The sequence below is a fragment of the Cellulophaga sp. 3_MG-2023 genome, from assembly GCF_030546975.1.
Taxonomy (GTDB): Bacteria; Bacteroidota; Bacteroidia; order Flavobacteriales; family Flavobacteriaceae; genus Cellulophaga.
Genome location: NZ_JAUOPS010000001.1, coordinates 659,748 through 678,152 on the forward strand (window position 1 = coordinate 659,748; position 18,405 = coordinate 678,152).

The 18,405-nt window shown below is 30.4% G+C and carries 16 protein-coding genes and 2 pseudogenes; 7 read left to right on the forward strand and 11 right to left on the reverse strand.

What is annotated here, in order from left to right; translation table 11 throughout:
* Positions 1-357 precede the first annotated feature (357 nt).
* On the reverse strand, positions 358-1,806 hold the full coding sequence (locus Q4487_RS02675; RefSeq protein WP_303544535.1) for a T9SS type A sorting domain-containing protein: 1,449 nt from the start codon (positions 1,804-1,806) through the stop codon (positions 358-360).
* 349 nt (positions 1,807-2,155) lie between these two features.
* Here Q4487_RS02675 and Q4487_RS02680 point away from each other — a divergent pair, with 349 nt between their 5' ends.
* A complete protein-coding gene (locus Q4487_RS02680) occupies positions 2,156-2,308 on the forward strand; it encodes a YqaE/Pmp3 family membrane protein (protein ID WP_100895940.1) in 153 nt (50 codons plus the stop codon).
* Positions 2,309-2,525: 217 nt separating this feature from the next.
* Here the strand turns inward: Q4487_RS02680 and Q4487_RS02685 are convergent, their stop codons facing one another.
* The 4 genes and pseudogenes from Q4487_RS02685 to Q4487_RS02700 form a co-directional block, all read right to left on the reverse strand.
* Complete coding sequence (locus Q4487_RS02685; protein ID WP_100895939.1) at positions 2,526-3,158, reverse strand: hypothetical protein; 633 nt, start codon at positions 3,156-3,158, stop codon at positions 2,526-2,528.
* A 175-nt stretch (positions 3,159-3,333) separates the two neighbouring features.
* The gene (locus Q4487_RS02690) at positions 3,334-3,966 is read right to left on the reverse strand and encodes a hypothetical protein (RefSeq protein ID WP_303544543.1); all 633 of its coding nucleotides are present in this window, start codon (positions 3,964-3,966) and stop codon (positions 3,334-3,336) included.
* 275 nt (positions 3,967-4,241) lie between these two features.
* Positions 4,242-4,619 (reverse strand): annotated as a pseudogene (lexA, locus tag Q4487_RS02695) (transcriptional repressor LexA); the annotation flags it as partial.
* Between the two features lie 48 nt (positions 4,620-4,667).
* Positions 4,668-4,844, reverse strand: a pseudogene (locus tag Q4487_RS02700) (helix-turn-helix transcriptional regulator); the annotation flags it as partial.
* 135 nt (positions 4,845-4,979) lie between these two features.
* Between Q4487_RS02700 and Q4487_RS02705 the strand changes: the two are divergent.
* From Q4487_RS02705 to Q4487_RS02725, 5 genes are all read left to right on the forward strand, one after another.
* Positions 4,980-6,242 (forward strand): putative DNA modification/repair radical SAM protein, encoded by a 1,263-nt coding sequence (locus Q4487_RS02705; RefSeq protein WP_303544546.1) that lies wholly within the window; start codon positions 4,980-4,982, stop codon positions 6,240-6,242.
* Positions 6,243-6,251: 9 nt separating this feature from the next.
* Positions 6,252-7,022 (forward strand): TIGR03915 family putative DNA repair protein, encoded by a 771-nt coding sequence (locus Q4487_RS02710; protein ID WP_303544548.1) that lies wholly within the window; start codon positions 6,252-6,254, stop codon positions 7,020-7,022.
* Between the two features lie 126 nt (positions 7,023-7,148).
* A complete protein-coding gene (locus Q4487_RS02715; protein WP_303544551.1) occupies positions 7,149-7,544 on the forward strand; it encodes a hypothetical protein in 396 nt (131 codons plus the stop codon).
* 18 nt (positions 7,545-7,562) lie between these two features.
* Complete coding sequence (locus Q4487_RS02720) at positions 7,563-8,804, forward strand: right-handed parallel beta-helix repeat-containing protein (RefSeq protein ID WP_303544554.1); 1,242 nt, start codon at positions 7,563-7,565, stop codon at positions 8,802-8,804.
* A 228-nt stretch (positions 8,805-9,032) separates the two neighbouring features.
* On the forward strand, positions 9,033-10,364 hold the full coding sequence (locus Q4487_RS02725) for an alkaline phosphatase (protein WP_303544557.1): 1,332 nt from the start codon (positions 9,033-9,035) through the stop codon (positions 10,362-10,364).
* A gap of 154 nt (positions 10,365-10,518) precedes the next feature.
* On the opposite strand, the gene Q4487_RS02730 is transcribed toward Q4487_RS02725, so the two are convergent.
* The 5 genes from Q4487_RS02730 to Q4487_RS02750 all read right to left on the reverse strand — a co-directional run bounded on the left by Q4487_RS02730 (position 10,519) and on the right by Q4487_RS02750 (position 15,642).
* The gene (locus Q4487_RS02730; RefSeq protein WP_100895932.1) at positions 10,519-11,130 is read right to left on the reverse strand and encodes a DEAD/DEAH box helicase; all 612 of its coding nucleotides are present in this window, start codon (positions 11,128-11,130) and stop codon (positions 10,519-10,521) included.
* Positions 11,131-11,368: 238 nt separating this feature from the next.
* A complete protein-coding gene (locus tag Q4487_RS02735) occupies positions 11,369-12,211 on the reverse strand; it encodes a 1,4-dihydroxy-2-naphthoyl-CoA synthase (RefSeq protein ID WP_170932137.1) in 843 nt (280 codons plus the stop codon).
* Between the two features lie 13 nt (positions 12,212-12,224).
* Complete coding sequence (locus Q4487_RS02740; protein WP_303544560.1) at positions 12,225-13,460, reverse strand: glycosyltransferase; 1,236 nt, start codon at positions 13,458-13,460, stop codon at positions 12,225-12,227.
* Positions 13,461-13,471: 11 nt separating this feature from the next.
* Entirely contained in the window at positions 13,472-14,983 is a 1,512-nt protein-coding gene (locus Q4487_RS02745; protein ID WP_303544563.1) for a DEAD/DEAH box helicase, read from the reverse strand.
* Positions 14,984-15,132: 149 nt separating this feature from the next.
* Entirely contained in the window at positions 15,133-15,642 is a 510-nt protein-coding gene (locus tag Q4487_RS02750; protein ID WP_303544567.1) for a DUF6155 family protein, read from the reverse strand.
* Between the two features lie 209 nt (positions 15,643-15,851).
* Here Q4487_RS02750 and Q4487_RS02755 point away from each other — a divergent pair, with 209 nt between their 5' ends.
* Positions 15,852-16,715 carry an RNA polymerase sigma factor RpoD/SigA gene (locus Q4487_RS02755; RefSeq protein WP_100895928.1) on the forward strand — a complete coding sequence of 288 codons (864 nt, stop codon included), beginning with the start codon at positions 15,852-15,854 and terminating at the stop codon, positions 16,713-16,715.
* Between the two features lie 446 nt (positions 16,716-17,161).
* Here the strand turns inward: Q4487_RS02755 and Q4487_RS02760 are convergent, their stop codons facing one another.
* Positions 17,162-18,391: a YaiO family outer membrane beta-barrel protein gene (locus Q4487_RS02760; RefSeq protein ID WP_303544573.1), complete on the reverse strand. Its 1,230-nt coding sequence runs from the start codon at positions 18,389-18,391 to the stop codon at positions 17,162-17,164.
* Positions 18,392-18,405 lie beyond the last annotated feature (14 nt).

An 18,405-nucleotide genomic window follows, 5' to 3' on the forward strand; every position in this document is an offset into this window, starting at 1 on the left:
TTAAAATAATCTTATTTTTTAATTAAAAAGGGAGAGCTTAAATATAATAAATTTTACAACAATATATTTGAGAGTTTACTGTAAAATTTATCTTTTATTATTTTAATCCACTCCACACACATTACGCTTCCATCCTACGTCGTCGCATAAAAGTGTTCCAGAAACAATATGTTTAATCACGCTAAAATACGAACTCCTACAACGTATGTATTACGGAAATCCGTAATTGGTAGTATTTTAATGGTAGCATATATAAAGTGCTACTTCCCTCCTACGTTGTTTCATTAATAACAAAAAAAGCAGAATCAAACCTAAGTTTAATTCTGCCTTTATTATTCAATTTATGTAATTTTTTTGCTATTGAACAAGCAATTGTTTTGTTTCGTTTTTATTGTTACCAGTAATTGTAACAGTATACAAACCTGCCGGTAATGCTGAAATATTTATTACAGTTGTACTATTTTTAGCCTTTACGGTACGTACTACAGTGCCTACAGAAGTAATAATTCTAATAAAATCTCCTTTACTAGCTACCACATTAACTACTGTATTGGCAGGGTTTGGATATACTGTTCCTGAGTCAGTATTAATAATACTACTATTAGATGTACAATCTAAAACTTTAGTCCATTGGTTTGCAGAACAGCCAGAAGCGCCGCCTGGTCTACAAGTTCCATTACCTGCTTTAAGCTCATAAATTGCATTGTTAAGCTTTACCTTGTCTCCTATTAAAAAATTTCCTGATTTTTTCCAAGTTGTAGCTGATGAGCAATTAACATCTGTAGCATTACTAGCTCCTCCTGTACCCTCTTTTTTCCAAACTCTTATATAATCTACGTGCATAGATACTGGCATTTCGTCTATATTCTTTTTTGCTCTAGGATTTACTTCTGGGTTAACAGGCTCAAATACATTTCCTTTAAAGTCTACAAAAGGAACTCTTAACCCTAATGATGCTATAACATACATTGGATTATCGCTCCAGTATGTGTTGTTTAATGCCCTACCTACTCTTACACCATCTACATAAAAATATAGTTTAGTAGGTGTAATTTCACAACCATAGGTATGCCAACCTTGTGTGGGATCAAATTTACCAGGTAGCTCATACTTATTTAATTGAGTAGCTCTTGCTTTTGGTTGTTTTGGTCTAAACCAATCTCTACCAAAACTTGCTTTTTTTACTAAGTGTAGATTAGATTCTGCATCTGTAATAAAATCTTGTTGGTGACCAACAGGACCATTAGGGTCAAAATCAAATTGCTGTAGTTCTACTATATCAATTTCTGTATACACAGCTTCTCCAATTGGTTTATTATCAAAAAACTTACTGTATAACCAAAAGGAAGGACATACGCCTCTATTTTTGTCAAGACCTGTAGCTTTAGGAGAATTAATTTCTGCACCATAAATTCTAGATTCTACATAACCTACAAAGTTTTTAGGCAATTGTTTAATAGATTGTAAACAGCCACTTTTAAAATAAGTAATACCATCTATTGCATTATTTGCATTTTGACGCATAGTTAACTCAACAGCACCTTCTCCACTAAAATTTACAGATTTAGTATTAGCATTGTTATTCCATTTCCAAGCTTTTGTACTGGGTAAATTAGCTGTTTTACTCCATTTGTTCCAATTGATATTTCCTGTGTTAAATTCATCAGAAAAATCGTTTAATAATTTAAAATTATCATTTGGATTTGATGTTTGGCCTTTAGGTTTTTGACTGTATCCTATGAAGCATACACCTACTAGAAGAAAACTTAAAGCTAACTTTTTTGTTCTCATAATTTTTAATTTCATAACTAAATTCTTTTGTGTTATTAATAATTATAGTTCTAACTATGAATCAAAAGTAGTAAGAATTGTATTACAAAAACATATAGTAAACGGGTTGGATAAAATAGTATTAGCATTGGATAATTAACTACTTATGAAGGGGTATTTACATTTAAATATTCTTTTGTTGCTAAATATTAGTGAAGAAATAGAGTAGAAATTCTATAAAAACGATGTATAAATTACTATTTACTTGATAAGGTTAACAATATGACTAATTGAGATAAAGCACTAGTTATAATACATTTAATTTAGCATAAAAATACTTACAAAAACAAATATCATAACTGTTTAACAATTAAAACAACTACATATGTCATTAGTAACAATTATACTAAATATTATACTACCACCATTAGCCGTATTTATGAAACACGGAATAGGAAAAACATTTTTAATTAGTCTTATACTAACTATTATTGGATGGTTACCAGGAGTTATACACGCATTTATAGTTAATGATTAAATGTGTTAGTAACTTAAGTTTAATAAAAATACATAATCTCAAAAATCGTGTATCAGTACGTAAGTACAGATACACGATTTTTTTTGAGTTGGACTAACTATGTACAACTTTAACCAAGTAATAAAAAAGGTAAATTATTATGTATGGTTATTTTGAAAATTTTGAAATTGTATATGACATAATTCAGTTATTTCCTACTGCGGTGTTGTGTACTGTTTTATTTATTATTTAAACATTTTATAGTATCTAATTCTGTTCCAGTGTAATTGATTTTTAAATAATGCTCTTTGTTTGCTTCCGTTATAATAATTACATTTACTTTTCCAGTTTTATCTTTCTCAATCCCAACGATATTTGTTGATTTAATTCCGTTACTTATTATTTTTTTGAAACAATCTGTTTTGTGAAATTCAATAATTGCATATTCTTTTCCATTATATTCTGGGTTAAAAATTAATTCTAAATGGTTTAAAGTTTTATCGAAAAATTTTTCAAGATAAAATATTGATTTAAAGTCTGTTTGGGATTTGTAATTATTATTCAATGTATCTCTCATTTCAATAATTATATTTTTATCCATACTCAAAGTATTCGGTTTATAGTTTTTTCCGATAATATATTGAGCCACAGAAGCAAAATTTTCGAATGAACCTTTATTTTCTTTAAAAGGACTTTTTACTTTAATCAATAAGTTTTCATTGTCTTTAATTTCTATTGAATTCACATTTAAGTTTTCCGATAATTGATTTCTTATTGCTTGAAAATCTCTGTCTTTATTTACTCCGTATGGATCACAAGAAGTAAGTGATAGGATTGAAAATATAGCAATTATTAAAAAATGTTTATTCATTAAAGTATTCTTTCAGATGTAATTTTTCTTAAATAGTACACAACGTTTATGTATATGGTTTGCTGCGTGGTTTAAGCACCTAATTTAGCAAATAAAAGCAGAATAGAAAATCTGAGAAGACTTTCGTAAGTAGGTTAGGACTAGCAATTAATTATACACGTTGTTCTAAGCTGTTTTATTCTACCCATTCATCTAATTCATACTTTACTTTCCAAATTTCGTTCTGTTTTTCATAAATCCGAGTCATTCCACCAGAGCCTTGTCTAATACGCACATAAGCTAAATTCAGTTTTTTATTGAAAATGGGTTTGGTTATGTATAAAATTGAATAAATATTTTTAAGACTATTTTTCTTATAATATTTTTCAGCAATATTATTTATTGAATCCCACGCAATTTCATTTTCTGTGTATTGTTTTATGTCAATTATATTAAATCCGTATTTTTTTATTTTCGAAATGTCAAAGTCTTTGTTCTTTTGGAACTGTTTTTTTACAAAGTCAGTATCATTTATTCTTAAGGTATCAGATATAAATTCCGAATGAGATATTGTCTTTTTGGGATTTTTTAAGTCTATTGGTAAAGTCGGTGGAACATTTATAGATAAATTAGAAATCAATTCCTTTTTATCAAATAATAATCTCGATTTTGAATTATCAGATAAGATTTGATTTAGAAATTCAAGTTTAAATCCATCGCTAATTTCAATTTGAGCTAATTCACGAGTTTTTAATTCCGATTTATTGTTTTGCTTACAACTAGTCAAAATTAAAGTCAGAATTAATATTTTAAGTACGGTTTTTTTCAAATTGCTTAGAATTACATATAAACTCAAATACTAACGTTTATTCCGCCAATACGGGTGTATAAACGTATATAATGTAGTTTGGTTAGTTTTGGCTGTTAAATTTTCCTACAATGTAAAACTATTTTTTTTACTATAATTACGGATATGTGTAATTGGGTACTATTTATTTATAAATGGTATAAAATTAGTTATTGGTAACATCATCTACAGATTTTAGAAAATACTACTTCCCTCCTACTTTTTACAAAAAAATATTAAAAAAATTATGTGTTTAATTACACCTTAATAACATCTGCTACAATACCTTGTACTTTAAAATCTGTAGTTAAAATAATTGGTTGGTGTTTTGGGTTTGTAGAGTGCGGTTTTAAAACAAGGTTGCTACCATTGTTTTTAAACTCTTTAACCGTAGCTTCATCATCTAACAAGGCCAATACTAAATCTCCGGTTTCTGCTGTATGCTGGCGTTTAATTAGTAGTAAATCACCACTGTCTATTCCTTTTTTGTTCATAGAGTCTCCTGTAGCTCTTAGCAAAAAATAATCTGAAGGTGTTTTTACCAACTTTGTAGATATGGCAATTTGTGCCTCTATATGTTCTTCTGCAAATATTGGTAAACCGCAAGCTACAGAGCCTACTAAAGGTATGTTTACCGTATCGGTTTCTGTTGTAGTTGTATTAAATACGGCTTGGTTACCATCTAATAAATCTCTGGCTTCTACTTGTAAAATTTGTGCAATTTCATACAGTAATTCTAAACTGGGTTGCCTCCTATTCTGTACATAAGAATTTACCATATTGTAGCTTTTACCTAGTTTTTCTGCCAACCAGGTTTGCTTAATTCCTTTATCATCTAATACGTACTTAATACGGTTCATAACTGTATTTTTTTCAGTGTCAAATATAGTAAATTACATACTTATATATCATAATATGAGATATAAATTAATTATAAAATGTGCTTTTTATTAGTTTACATTGTATCTTTACAGTCTAAACTCTAATTTTAAGGTATGTCTTTTCAACGTGTACAAGAAAAACTAAACATCCTTGCAGATGCTGCAAAGTACGATGTGTCTTGCTCCTCTAGCGGCAGCAACAGAACCAATACCAATAAAGGATTGGGTAATGCGTCTGCTTCTGGTATTTGCCATACCTACACAGAGGATGGCCGTTGTGTATCTCTCCTAAAAATATTATTAACCAACCATTGTATTTTTGACTGTGCTTACTGTGTTACACGTAAAAGCAATGACATTAAACGTGCTGCTTTTAAAGTGCAAGAGGTGGTAGATTTGACTATAAATTTTTACAGACGTAACTATATTGAAGGTCTTTTTTTAAGCTCTGGTATTTTTAAAAGTGCAGACTATACTATGGAGCGTTTGGTTGCGGTGGCTAAAAAATTGCGTTTAGAAGAAAATTTTAATGGGTACATACACTTAAAATCTATTCCGGGTGCTAGTGATGAGCTAATGCGAGAGGCTGGTTTGTATGCAGACAGACTTAGTGTTAATATTGAAATTCCGACTAAAAAAGGCTTAAAACTTTTAGCTCCAGATAAAAACAGAGAAGATTTTATTAAACCTATGGTTAAGGTTAAAAATGAAATTATACAGTATAAAAACGAGAAAAAGCTTATAAAAAGTACGCCTAAATACGCTCCTGGTGGGCAAAGTACACAAATGATTGTGGGCGCTAGTGGTGAAAATGATATGCAAATAATGTACACCTCTAACTATTTTTATAAGAATTTTAATTTAAAGCGTGTATACTACTCTGGTTATGTGCCAATTAGTTATGATACACGTTTGCCACAAATTGGTACTCCTGTTCCTATGCTACGTGAAAACAGATTGTACCAAACCGATTGGTTGTTACGCTTTTATGGCTTTAATATTGAAGAAATTTTAAATGAGCATAACCAACATTTAGATTTAGATATTGATCCTAAATTGGGTTGGGCATTACGTAATATGCACGAGTTTCCTATAGATGTAAATAAGGCAGACAAACATATGTTAGCTAGAATCCCTGGTTTAGGTATGAAATCTGTATACAAAATACTAAAAGCAAGGCGTTACAGACAACTTAATTGGGAACATTTAAAGGCAATTGGCGTGTCATTAAACCGTGCACAATACTTTTTAATTTGTGCATCTAACAAGTTTGAAAGTCGAGATCTTACTGCAGAGAAAATTAAAGGTCTAATTCTACAAAATTCTAAAAGTAAATACACAGATATGCTTAGCAACCAATTAAATCTTTTTGGATAGACTTTTGCTATGGAAACTGCACTAATTTATGACGCCTCTTTTGATGGATTTTTAACGGCTGTTTTTACTGCTTTTGAGATGAAATTAAAAACAGTGACTATTGTTACAGAACAAAGATTTCAGCAACCTTTGTTTGGTAGTTTTGAAACTGTGTTTACAGACCAAGAAAAAAGTAACCGTGTTTGGGCAGGTTTAAAAAAGAAAATGCCTAGCAATGATTTACGCAGGTTTTATTATGCTTTTTTAAGTGAAAAACCAACTGTAGAAAATACCTTATTTAATGCTATTGTGTATGTGTTTGCTGCTAAAGTTAATGTTGGAGCAGATTATACAAATGAACATATATTAGAAATAGCTAAACTAACTAAAAACGTAGGACGAGAAAAGCATAGAATGGAAGCTTTTGTACGTTTTAAACTTACTAAAGATGGTGTTTACTTTGCTAACATAGAGCCAGATTTTAATGTGTTACCACTAATAAAAAGGCATTTTGAGAAGCGTTATGCAGACCAAAAATGGCTTATTTACGATTTAAAACGAAAGTATGGCTTGTATTACAACTTAGAAAAAGTAGATATTATTACTCTAGAATTAGGTGCAGATTTTGATCCTACTAAAACATCTTCAGAGATTTTTGCTGAAATAGAATTAGAGTTTCAGCAATTATGGAACGATTATTTTAAGAGTACAAATATTGCTTCTAGAAAAAATATGAAACTACACGTACAACATGTTCCTAAACGCTATTGGAAATACTTAAGCGAGAAAAGTATTCTTTAAACTATAATCGCTAACTTCTACAAACACATTCAGAAATTAAACAAAAAAAATATTTTTCTTATTTATTTTAAAGAATTTTACTACAAAATTTAGATATTAGTAACTTAATCTTTAAAATTAAATACTATGAAAAAATTATTGCCTTTTTTAACAATTGCGCTACTATTTTCATGTGAAAACGAGAAACTAGAAGATGATCTTTATGAACAAAGCGTAACAACTAATAATAGTTGGGAACTTGTAAGTATAGTACAGAATGGAATTGACTACACTACTGAATGTGACAAACAAAATACCTTAAAATTGACAACAGAAAATAAACTAAATCAAATATTTTTTGATACATCTAATAGTCAATGCTCTGCTATTTCTTATGAATCTGCAAACATAAATACATTAAATAATGAATTTAAAAATGAAGAAGAGACTGTAACCGGAAGTATAAAAATAACTGAGAACTTACTTGAGTTAACTTACTCTGGAGAACTATCTGGTACAGTAATTACATATGCTAAATATTAACTTTAACACCATTAAAATATGAAACCTACTTATAAAACATATATAATTATATTGCTATGTTTAGCTTCTGTAAGTCTTAGTGCAAAAAATATCTTTGTAAAAAGTACAACAGGTACAACACCTTATAAAAAGTTTGAAAACGCAATTAAAAATGCAAATGCTGGCGATGTCATAATTTTAGACTTAAACATACCTTTTAATGCAGGTGATAAAACAATTACAATAACAAAAGGTATTACTATTAGAGGTGCTAATAAACCAAATGATAGATATAAATTAATACGAAAAGCAATTAATGGAAATCGTAGTAAAGGAAACATTTTACTAATACGCTCTAGTAATGTTACTATTGAAAACATTAATCTTGTAATTTATGATAACACTGGATATAAGGCAATTGATGTTGGTTTGCCTGCAAATAGAAAAGTAATGTACAGTAATTTAAAATTTATAGATTGCAATTTTGTTCAAAAAAATGCTAGAGACACAGCAAGAGGTCTCTTTTTTGAGGGAAGTTTTAAAAACATATTAGTTAAAAACTGTAAATTTAATTTTTGGTTTGGACTAGTTGCTAGAGACTGCCCTACTTTAGATAACTTTAAAATTACTGAATGTGAATTTAGTAACGGAAGTCATCAAATATCCTTTGATGGTGCGTTGTTAGATGAAAATGATCCAACTTATGGTATTGGTGAGAGACTAACAAAGCATAATAATATCATAATTGAAAAAAGTAAGTTTAAAATTTCAAAGTCTTTTAATATCGCTTTAGCTAATACTCACAATGTTATTATAAGAAATAACAGCCAAATAGATGGTGGTACAGAGTCTTATTCACAACCTATACACATTGAAGATAGGTGTAAAAACATTAGTATTACAGGCAACAAAATGAAAAGTAAGCAGGTAGCAATTTTATTGTTTTCTACAGGCAAAGTAGGTCACGGACAAGGAAGAAATTTTACAGAAGCTGAAAAAAAAGCTAAAGGATCTGGAAATGTTATAATTACAAATAACATTATTGATGCAGACTTAGATGCTGTTAGTGCAACTTATTTAAATGGTTATTTAACGTTAAAAGGAAATAATACCATAACATCTAGAAAAAAAGCTCTAAACGTTAGAAGAAGTAACACAAATACTAGTCTAAAAATTGCTGATGAAACAAGAATGAAAGGAAAGTTATACTCGGATATAAAAAATGAACCTCTAAAAATTAAAAGAGATATATACTACGTTTCTGATATAAAAGCTGAATAAGTTAAAAATTAAAACTGTCACATTAAAGATGAATTTATACATCTTAAAATGTGACAGTTAATTTAATAATTGTTTTTAATCTTCAGTATTTTCCAACTACTATACATCCCTCCTATACCCTTAAATAAAAAATACTTTACGTAAAATTAGTACTATATTTAGCTTTAGTTAACAGTAATTTTTAATTAACTTGTAATTTTACGAGCTTAAATAAATCTTCTTTTTTTTATGAAAAAGCATATACTTTTTGTCCTTCTATTTATGGTAAACATTAGCTTATTATGTGCACAAGACTTAGTGCAATCTGGTCCTATGGTAGGATATTCTACTATGAGAGAGGTGTTACTTTGGACACAAACCACTAAAGCGGCAGAGGTACATTTTGAGTATTATGAAAAAGGAAATGCTAAACAAAGATTTGAAACAAAAAAGTATACTACAGAGGCCAATACTGGTTTTGTAGCTAAACTAATTGCAGATAAGGTTTTACCTGGTAAAAACTACGTATATGAGTTGTTTGTAAATGGTAAAAAGATACAAAGAGATTACGCTATGAAGTTTGAGTCTCAAAAACTATGGAAATGGAGAACAGACCCACCAGAGGTTTGTTTTGCTATTGGTAGTTGTAATTATGTAAACGAAGAACGTTTTGATAGAAATGGAAAACCATATGGTAGCGATTTTGACATTTTTACATCTATACATAAAAAAAATCCAAACTTTATGTTGTGGTTAGGAGACAACACGTACTTAAGAGAACCAGATTGGGGCTCACGTACTGGTTTATTACACCGTTATACACATACTAGGTCTTTACCAGAACTTCAGCCATTGTTGGCTTCTACACACAATTATGCTATTTGGGACGATCATGACTATGGTCCAGATAACTCAAACAGTAGCTTTCCTCTAAAAGAAACGTCATCAGAAATTTTTAAACTATTTTGGGGTAATCCTAATTATGACATTATTAATAAAGGCGGAATCACAGGTTCTTTTACATGGGCAGATTTAGAGTTCTTTTTATTAGATAATCGCTACTACAGAACTGCTAATAATAATTACACTACAGAAAGACAAATACTTGGTAAAACACAAATAGACTGGCTTATAAACGCTTTAGCTACTAGTGATGCTCCTTTTAAGTTTGTTGTTATTGGCGGACAAGTAGTAAGTTCTGAAGCGATGTATGAAAACCACGCTACTTTTCCTAAAGAGCGTAATTACTTAATTGAGAAAATACGTGAAGCAAAAATTGAAGGTGTTGTTTTTCTTGATGGAGACAGGCACCACACTGTATTAAGTCGCATGCAAGAAAGTAATAGTGTATATCCGTTATATGACCTTACGTGTTCTTCTTTAACAGCTGGTGCTAATAATAACAAAGAACCTTTAAATGTTTACAAAATTGATGATACCATTGTAGGCGAGCATAACTTTGGAATTTTAAATGTAAAAGGCCCACGTAAAGAACGTGAGCTTACTATTTCTATTTTTAATAAAGATGGTAAAGAGTTATGGTCCAAAAAAATTAATGAGAAAGATTTAAAGTATAACTAAAAAGCAATTGCTTTTTGGTTATACTTTTATTGTATGCAATAGCCTAAATATAGTTGTAAAATACTTTCATAAGTCTATCAAGAATTAAACTTCTCGTTTTACTTAGAAAAGTGATACATTTTCACCTTTAAAAGTAACAGTTGCAAATAGAAAATTACAACTTCACAATCTGTGCAGAAGCCATAAAAGAATCTTGCATACGCTGCATACGGTCATCAAACTTTGTCCCAAATACCAAATACTGACATTTATCTATACTTTCTGGTGTTCTTATAACCTCAGAAAACAAACTTGGCTTTACTAAAAACTCTGCATCATCTACAATAAACAATTGTAGTACATTTAAGTTAATACCATTTGTATAAAAAATACGATTTAGTCTTTTTGGAGTTGCTATTACAATATCTACGCCATCATAAATATCATCTCTTTGATCATCTATATTTTGCTCTTCATAAGCACAGTACGTACGTATAGACATTCTAAATGTAAACCTATCAAACTCTTGTTTTAAGTCTAATGCAGATTGCTTGTCTTTTACAAATATTAAAGCTCTAGGAGCATCTTGATACTCTTGGCACTTTAATTTTTGTAATGTACTAATGACCAAAGCTGTTGTTTTACCAGACCCTTTTGGCGCTAAACCAAAAATACTGGCTCCGCCTTTTATTTTAGAAAGTACATTTTTTTGAAAAGGTAATGGTTCTGTAATTTTTAAACGTTCTAAGGCTTCTTTTAACTCTGGATGTATTTTTTTAAACGACATCTTATATTTTTTTAGCAGTTTTCTCTATTTGTAAATAAGCTTACAACTTAATTGCAAAGTTATACAACAATAACCATTGTATTAACAACATAGATTTTATTTAAAGTTAAAGCTACTATACTTTAGCAGTGTTGTTAAAGAGTAATAAATTTTTCATTTTCATATAGTGTTCTCGTAAAAAGAGTCTTGTTTTTGTCGACAAGACTCTTTTTCATTTACAACACTTATTCCTTAACTACTAAGGAATCCACTTATTTTTACCAAAGTCTGGCTTACGCTTTTCTAAAAATGCATTACGGCCTTCTTTAGCTTCTTCTGTCATATACGCTAATCTAGTAGCTTCACCAGCAAAAACCTGTTGCCCTACCATACCATCGTCTGTTAAATTCATAGCAAACTTTAGCATTTTTATAGATGTTGGCGACTTTTCTAATATTTCTTGAGCCCACTCATACGCAGTATCCTCTAACTCATCATGCGGAATAACAGCATTTACCATTCCCATTTCATAAGCATCTTGTGCAGAATAATTACGTCCTAAAAAGAAGATTTCTCTAGCTTTTTTCTGTCCTACCATTTTTGCCAAATAAGCAGAACCATAACCACCATCAAAACTAGTAACATCTGCATCTGTTTGTTTAAAAATAGCATGCTCTTTACTAGCCAAAGTTAAATCGCAAACTACATGTAAACTATGACCGCCACCAACAGCCCAACCCGGAACTACAGCTATAACAACTTTAGTCATAAAACGTATTAAACGCTGTACTTCTAAAATATTAAGTCTGTGCATACCGTCCTCACCAACATATCCTTGGTGGCCTCTGGCTTTTTGGTCTCCTCCGCTACAAAAAGAATACACACCATCTTTACTAGATGGGCCTTCTGCAGATAATAAAACAACACCTATAGACGTGTCTTCTTGTGCATCATAAAATGCTTTGTATAACTCGCTTGTAGTTTTTGGTCTAAACGCATTACGCACATCTGGTCTGTTAAACGCTATACGCGCTACGCCATTGCACTTTTTATACGTAATATCCTCGAACTCCTGAGCTACTTTCCACTCAATATTTTTCATTTTAATCTTATTTTTAGACTTCGTTTTTTTGTTCTTTTTCAGCAATCCATTTAGATAAGTATTTTGTGCTCATCATACTATGGTGCTGTAGTAAACTGCCTATAAAATTGGCATTTCTATGTTTTTCTAAATCTTTTTGCAAAGTACTAATTTTATTAGATAACTTGGTTTCTAATTTAGTCTTAGCATAATAGGTATTTAGAATTTCCGCTCCGTTTTTTTGTGCTTGTAACCAAGCAGCTTCATTTGTATATAAGTTTACAGCATTAGCAGCAAAATTAGCTGCTGTATCTGCAATTTCTCCGCTCCAAGCTAAATTACCGTACATACCCTCTGCCCCTATTTTAGTAGTTACGCTTGGTGTTCCGTTACGCATAGCATCTATTAATTTACCTTTTATGCCCGCTCCAAACCGCAATGGCGCTAAATTTACTTTAGTTTGTTGCATTATTTGGTTTGCATCTTCTCCCCAACCGTGTACCAAAAACCCTGTTTTAGCATTGTGTTTTTCTGTTAACTGCTGTGGTAAATAGGCACCGTAAATATGTAATTTTGCTTCTGGAAGCTCTTTGCGTATTAGCGGCCAAATTTCTTTATGCAACCACAAAACAGCATCTACATTAGGTTTGTGTTTTCCATTGCCAATACACACAAAATCTTTCCTGTTTTTAAAACTATTACCAGTATTACTATAAGCATCTAACATAAAAGGAAGATGTAATAGTAAAGAACTGTCTATTTTAAAGGTGTTTTTTAGCAACTGCTCCTCATACATTGATATTACTAATGAAAAATCTGAGCGATAAATACTTGCAATTTCTCTCTTAGTAATCTCTAATTTTTTTAATGCTTCTTCAGTAGGTTGTATTTTTCCTTTTTTAAACGCTTCTTCTCTTGCTTTGCGTAAAAAATGAAGATCTTCAGTATCTAAAATTCGTATTGCATTTGGCACAACTTGTGCTACTCGCCAGCCAAACTGTTCTTCAGTTAAAAACCGATCAAAAACAACAATATCCGGATTTAAATCGTTTATAAAATCATCAAAACTAGCATTATTAAGCTGTATTTGCTTTTCTAACACACCTAAAGATGAAAAATCTACAGAGTAGACAGATTTTGCTGCAGTACTAGCAAATGTTACCGTATAGTTTTGTTGTATAAAAAATGTAATAAGCTGTAGAATTCTGCCACCAGCTGCCGTTGTTGTGGGCTCTGGCCAAACAAAACCAATAAATAAAACATTTTTCACGCTAGAAGAATTTACATTTTAGAAGAAAATTTCTGAGAAATACTAAGTCGTAATTTACGCTCATAATCCTCCTCTAACCATTCTTTATAGTTTTTTGTATTATTCATTATACAGTAAGAGTATTGTCTTACTCTAAATTGTATCTCTTCTTTTAGCTTTTTGGCCAAGATACGTGCATCAAAAACATCTTCGCTATTTTCTACGCATATTTTTGCGTGTTGTTCTATACTTTTTTCTAAGACCGATTTAGATTTTAATCCTTTAGCAAAAGCATCTTTATATTCGGCTTTAATATCAAAAAATATGTTTTCAGATTTAGAAAATTCATCTCGTAAGGCCTGAGGCATTTCGTAAACAAAATCGCGCTCTATTTCTTCATCATTCTTAATATTTTCTAAGAAGAAATCAGGAAAATGAAAAATTTCTTGCCAATCTATAGGTTCACTCCACAACCCAAATCTTTTGGTATTGTTACCTAAATCTATAACCGTAAATTCTTCTTTGGTATCTGTTACACGAGAACCACGACCAATCATCTGAAAATACAATGTTAAAGACCGTGTAGCCCTATTTAGGATTATAGTTTCTACTGTAGGCTCATCAAAACCAGTGGTTAATATACTAACCGATGTTAATATAGCATCTGGTGTTGTAGAAAACCACTCTAAAATTTCTTTACGTTCTGATGCCGAATTTTTATTATCTAAATGGCGAATATTATACCCAGCTTTTTTAAAGGTTTCATACACGTAGTATGATGTGCTAATACCGTTGTTAAATATTAAGGTTTTTGTACCCTTTGCCAGCTCTTCATAAGAAGACAATAGCTTGCCTTGCATTGTTTGGTTACTGTACAACTCATCTGAAGATTTAACAGTATAATCACCATTAATACCTAGTTTTAAAGTTTTTAAACCTACATCATAACTATATTGGTTGGCACTAGACAAAAAGTTTCTGCTAATTAACGACTTTATAGACTCGCCAATAATTAACTTTTTATAATTGTCTTTCATTGGTAGCTTAATATTAGAACTAAGCGGCGTTGCTGTTACACCAAGTATAGACGAATCTTTAAAGTATTTAAATAGCTTACGAAAAGAGTTATAATGGGCTTCATCAATAATTACAAGTCCAATGTCCTTTAGCTCCACGTTCTCCTCTTGTAGCCTGTTATTTAAAGTTTCTACCATAGCTACAAAGCATTTGTAACTATCTTGATCGTTTAAATCTTTTACACTACTATTTATTACTTTGTTATGTACGCCAAAACTATCTAACATTTTAGATGTTTGTGCGCTTAACTCAATTCTATGGGTAAGCACAACAACTTTTTTGTTTTTTTGTGCTATATATCTACGGGCTATTTCAGAAAAAACAACAGTTTTTCCGCCACCAGTAGGCAATTGATACAACAGGTTTGTACCAGGAGGATTTTCATCAAAATAAGTAAATATTTTACTTAAATCTTCCTGTTGATAGTCGTATAATGTTTTTTCTGTAGTTGTCTTTTGTTCTTCCAAATGGGATAACCTATTTTGTAATTAATCGTAGAAAAACGATGTATTTAAGTTTAAAAATAAACCTTGCTAAATTAGTCGATTTTTGTGCTTTAAGAAAACTTAAAAGCATAAAACTGATAAAAAGTGCTGTTAAATAGGCAGCCTAGCGCTTAGTCTATACTATCTAAAGCTCTAGAAAAACCGTCTTGAAACATCCAATTATTGTCTTGCGTATGCTTGTAAATAACTAAAATGCGGTCTTTAAACTCTAGTAAAATTGCATTAACTGCTACATACTGTACAGCTTGCTCAAAAGAATTAAGCATACTTTTATAAAAAGCATCTGGCACATTTTTGTGCTGTGCAAACTCCTGTGCTATTTCTATATTATATAGCATAACATCTGCTACCAAAGGAGCATCTACACCTAATAACAAAAAGTTTTTGATATATTTTTGAGCTACAGATCTACGAGCTCTGGGGCGTTTACGTTTTACAGGAAAATACTCGTTACCTATTTTTAATTTAGCTTCTTGTACCAGTTTTTCTTCCTTTGGATTAAAAACAAAGCTGTAGTATGCTTTAACAGCCGGAAATTTTTCATACAATCCTAAAAGTTGTTCTTCTAATTCTCCTTTTTTTAATTCTGATAAATACTTTTTTAAAGCTCTTTTACTCATACAAAAAATCTATAATTGCGGAAAGTTACCAAATAAATCAAAAAATTAAAGAAATATATTTAAAACCTTTTTGGTCTTAAAAACATTGATATTTAAAAAGGTAAGTATTTTATTTATAAGTAATGTATAAAGTATATGTTAAATGTTTGGAAAATAACATTTTAAAATGTATACTGTACCTTTAAACTTTAAATTAACAGAACAGATATATGAGGCAACTAAAGATCATCAAACAGGTAACTAACAGAGAATCAAAATCATTAGACAAATACCTGCAAGATATCAGCAAAATAGATCTAATTACTGCAAATGAAGAAGTAGAGTTAGCTCAAAGAATACGTGCAGGTGATGAAGCTGCGCTAGAAAAATTAACAAATGCAAACTTAAGATTTGTTGTGTCTGTTGCTAAACAATATCAAAACCAAGGCTTAAAATTACCAGATTTAATTAATGAAGGTAACGTTGGCTTGGTTAAAGCTGCTAAAAGATTTGATGAAACTAGAGGTTTTAAGTTTATTTCTTATGCCGTTTGGTGGATTAGACAGTCTATTTTACAAGCCTTAGCTGAGCAGTCTAGAATTGTGCGTTTGCCATTAAATAAAATTGGATCTATTAATAAGATAAAAAAGGCTTTTTCTTATTTAGAACAAACACATGAAAGACCTCCTTCTGCAGAAGAAATTGCAAAAGAATTGGAATTGTCTGTTAGTGAGGTTAAGCAGTCTATGAAAAACTCTGGAAGACACGTATCTATGGATGCACCTTTTAAAGAAGGCGAAGACTCTAACTTATACGATGTTATTAAATACGGAGAATCTCCTAACCCAGATGAAAAATTAATGCATCAATCTTTAAATACAGAGATTAATAGAGCATTAGAAACTTTATCTCCTAGAGAAGCAGATGTTGTTAAATTATATTACGGTATAGGTGATAAACATTCTATGACTTTAGAAGAAATAGGTCAGATTTTTGATTTAACACGTGAGCGTGTTAGGCAAATTAGAGAAAAAGCAATTCGTAAATTAAAACATAACTCTAGAAGCAAAATCTTAAAAACATATTTGGGATAAGCTTTAGTTTTATATCATAAAAAAAGGAGTAACTAATATTAGTTGCTCCTTTTTTTATGATTTTTTTCAATGTAAATACCTAACTAAGAATAATTTAGTTTTGTAATATTTACTTCTGATAAAATTTCATTTAGGCTCTCTACAAATGATAAGTAAGCCGAGTTGTTTTGGTTTGCCATAACAAAAGATTTTTTTGGGGTTTATTAAATGTATAGAAACAAGAATAAAACTTATATGTAATCTAATTCTATTAATTCATTAAGACTTAAAATTTCGTTTAAATCATGTAAGAAGTTTAGGTATTCTTCTCCGTAAGTATCGTATAACATAATAAGTAGGTTATTTGGGTTTCTAATCTGGTCTAAAACTACAGAAACACTTTGGGTGTGACAATTAAATGTGGTGAACTTATTCTTTTTTGTTGTGAAACATCACCTTTAATATAATTACCAATTAAATTGATATTTTAACCTACCAGTTACCGCCAAATAAAACTCATTAGGAGTAAAAATTAATTCTTGCCTTGTTAAACCTACTGTTGCTGCTAGTATATTCTTGGTGCTTTTTACTGTAAAATTATAGGTTAGCGCAATATCTTGTGACTCTAAGTAAAAAATAGATTCGGATAGTAAAACATTATTTTCTGTTAACTGTGTAGTTTCTGGAGAAAACCCAAAACCAAACTGTACATCTAAATAATTGTATTTGTCTTTTAAATACCTACGAGCCGTAAAACTATTAGAAAAACTTACAGAACCATCATTACTAGGGTTTACGTAAGGTCTCCATGATAAATAATAGTTGCCCGGATACCAACTAACAGAGCCGGTTAATACCATTGCATTTTTACCACTAAATTCTAAATAGCGTGCACCTACAGATACTTCTAAAGACTTTGGTAAAGACCTGTACAACTCACCTCCTATTCTATGGGAAGGGAAAATTTCTGAATCTGAAAATGCATAGCTCGTATAAGCATACATTTTTTTACCAATTTTGGGGTACGCATCTAATTGAAACTGCACACCATTTGTATTAAACCTGTTACTATAATTAATTGTTGGTATTACATCTCCGTATTTAGTAGTGCGTTTATAAGCAATACTAGCAATAGACATTGTACTATATACTTTGTTAAAAGACTGTGCCTCTGCTGTTATTAAAATTGCATTTTTACTTTCAGTTTCTAATTGTTCTTCTGGTTCTATAGCTTGTGCTAAATCTTGATTAGCCACATTTGTTTTTTCTATTTCAGTTAGGGCATCATTTTTTAATGCAATTAAATCTTTGTTTCCTGGTATAGATTTTAATCCTTTATTGGCTAATCCAATAGCTATACTATAGTTTTTAGCATACATTTCATTTTTTATTGCGGCTACCCAAACTTCTATGTTACTTTTATCTCTTGTAATTATTTCATTAAAAATTAGTCTGGCTTGGTTGTAATTAGCATCCCAAGTTAAAGTTTTAGCTAATAAATTTTGTACATCTGTGTAATTTGGATATTTGCTTAGTATAAGTTTTAGTGTGTCTCTTGCTTGTTCTCGTTTATTATTAAAAGCTAATTGACGTGCAACAGTAAAAGATACATCTGGGTCTCCTTTGTATTTACTTTGACAAATACCTACTGTATTAATCAATAAAAAAAGTAAAACTATGTATTTGGGAAACTTCATATGTTATAAAAGGT

Coding starts and splice junctions, on each gene's coding strand:
- Q4487_RS02675 (WP_303544535.1), bottom strand. CDS start 1,806: ATGAAATTAAAAATTATGAGAACAAAAAAGTTAGCTTTAAGTTTTCTT.
- Q4487_RS02680 (WP_100895940.1), top strand. CDS start 2,156: ATGTCATTAGTAACAATTATACTAAATATTATACTACCACCATTAGCC.
- Q4487_RS02685 (WP_100895939.1), bottom strand. CDS start 3,158: ATGAATAAACATTTTTTAATAATTGCTATATTTTCAATCCTATCACTT.
- Q4487_RS02705 (WP_303544546.1), top strand. CDS start 4,980: ATGTCTTTTCAACGTGTACAAGAAAAACTAAACATCCTTGCAGATGCT.
- Q4487_RS02710 (WP_303544548.1), top strand. CDS start 6,252: ATGGAAACTGCACTAATTTATGACGCCTCTTTTGATGGATTTTTAACG.
- Q4487_RS02715 (WP_303544551.1), top strand. CDS start 7,149: ATGAAAAAATTATTGCCTTTTTTAACAATTGCGCTACTATTTTCATGT.
- Q4487_RS02720 (WP_303544554.1), top strand. CDS start 7,563: ATGAAACCTACTTATAAAACATATATAATTATATTGCTATGTTTAGCT.
- Q4487_RS02725 (WP_303544557.1), top strand. CDS start 9,033: ATGAAAAAGCATATACTTTTTGTCCTTCTATTTATGGTAAACATTAGC.
- Q4487_RS02730 (WP_100895932.1), bottom strand. CDS start 11,130: ATGTCGTTTAAAAAAATACATCCAGAGTTAAAAGAAGCCTTAGAACGT.
- Q4487_RS02735 (WP_170932137.1), bottom strand. CDS start 12,211: ATGAAAAATATTGAGTGGAAAGTAGCTCAGGAGTTCGAGGATATTACG.
- Q4487_RS02750 (WP_303544567.1), bottom strand. CDS start 15,642: ATGAGTAAAAGAGCTTTAAAAAAGTATTTATCAGAATTAAAAAAAGGA.
- Q4487_RS02755 (WP_100895928.1), top strand. CDS start 15,852: ATGAGGCAACTAAAGATCATCAAACAGGTAACTAACAGAGAATCAAAA.
- Q4487_RS02760 (WP_303544573.1), bottom strand. CDS start 18,391: ATGAAGTTTCCCAAATACATAGTTTTACTTTTTTTATTGATTAATACA.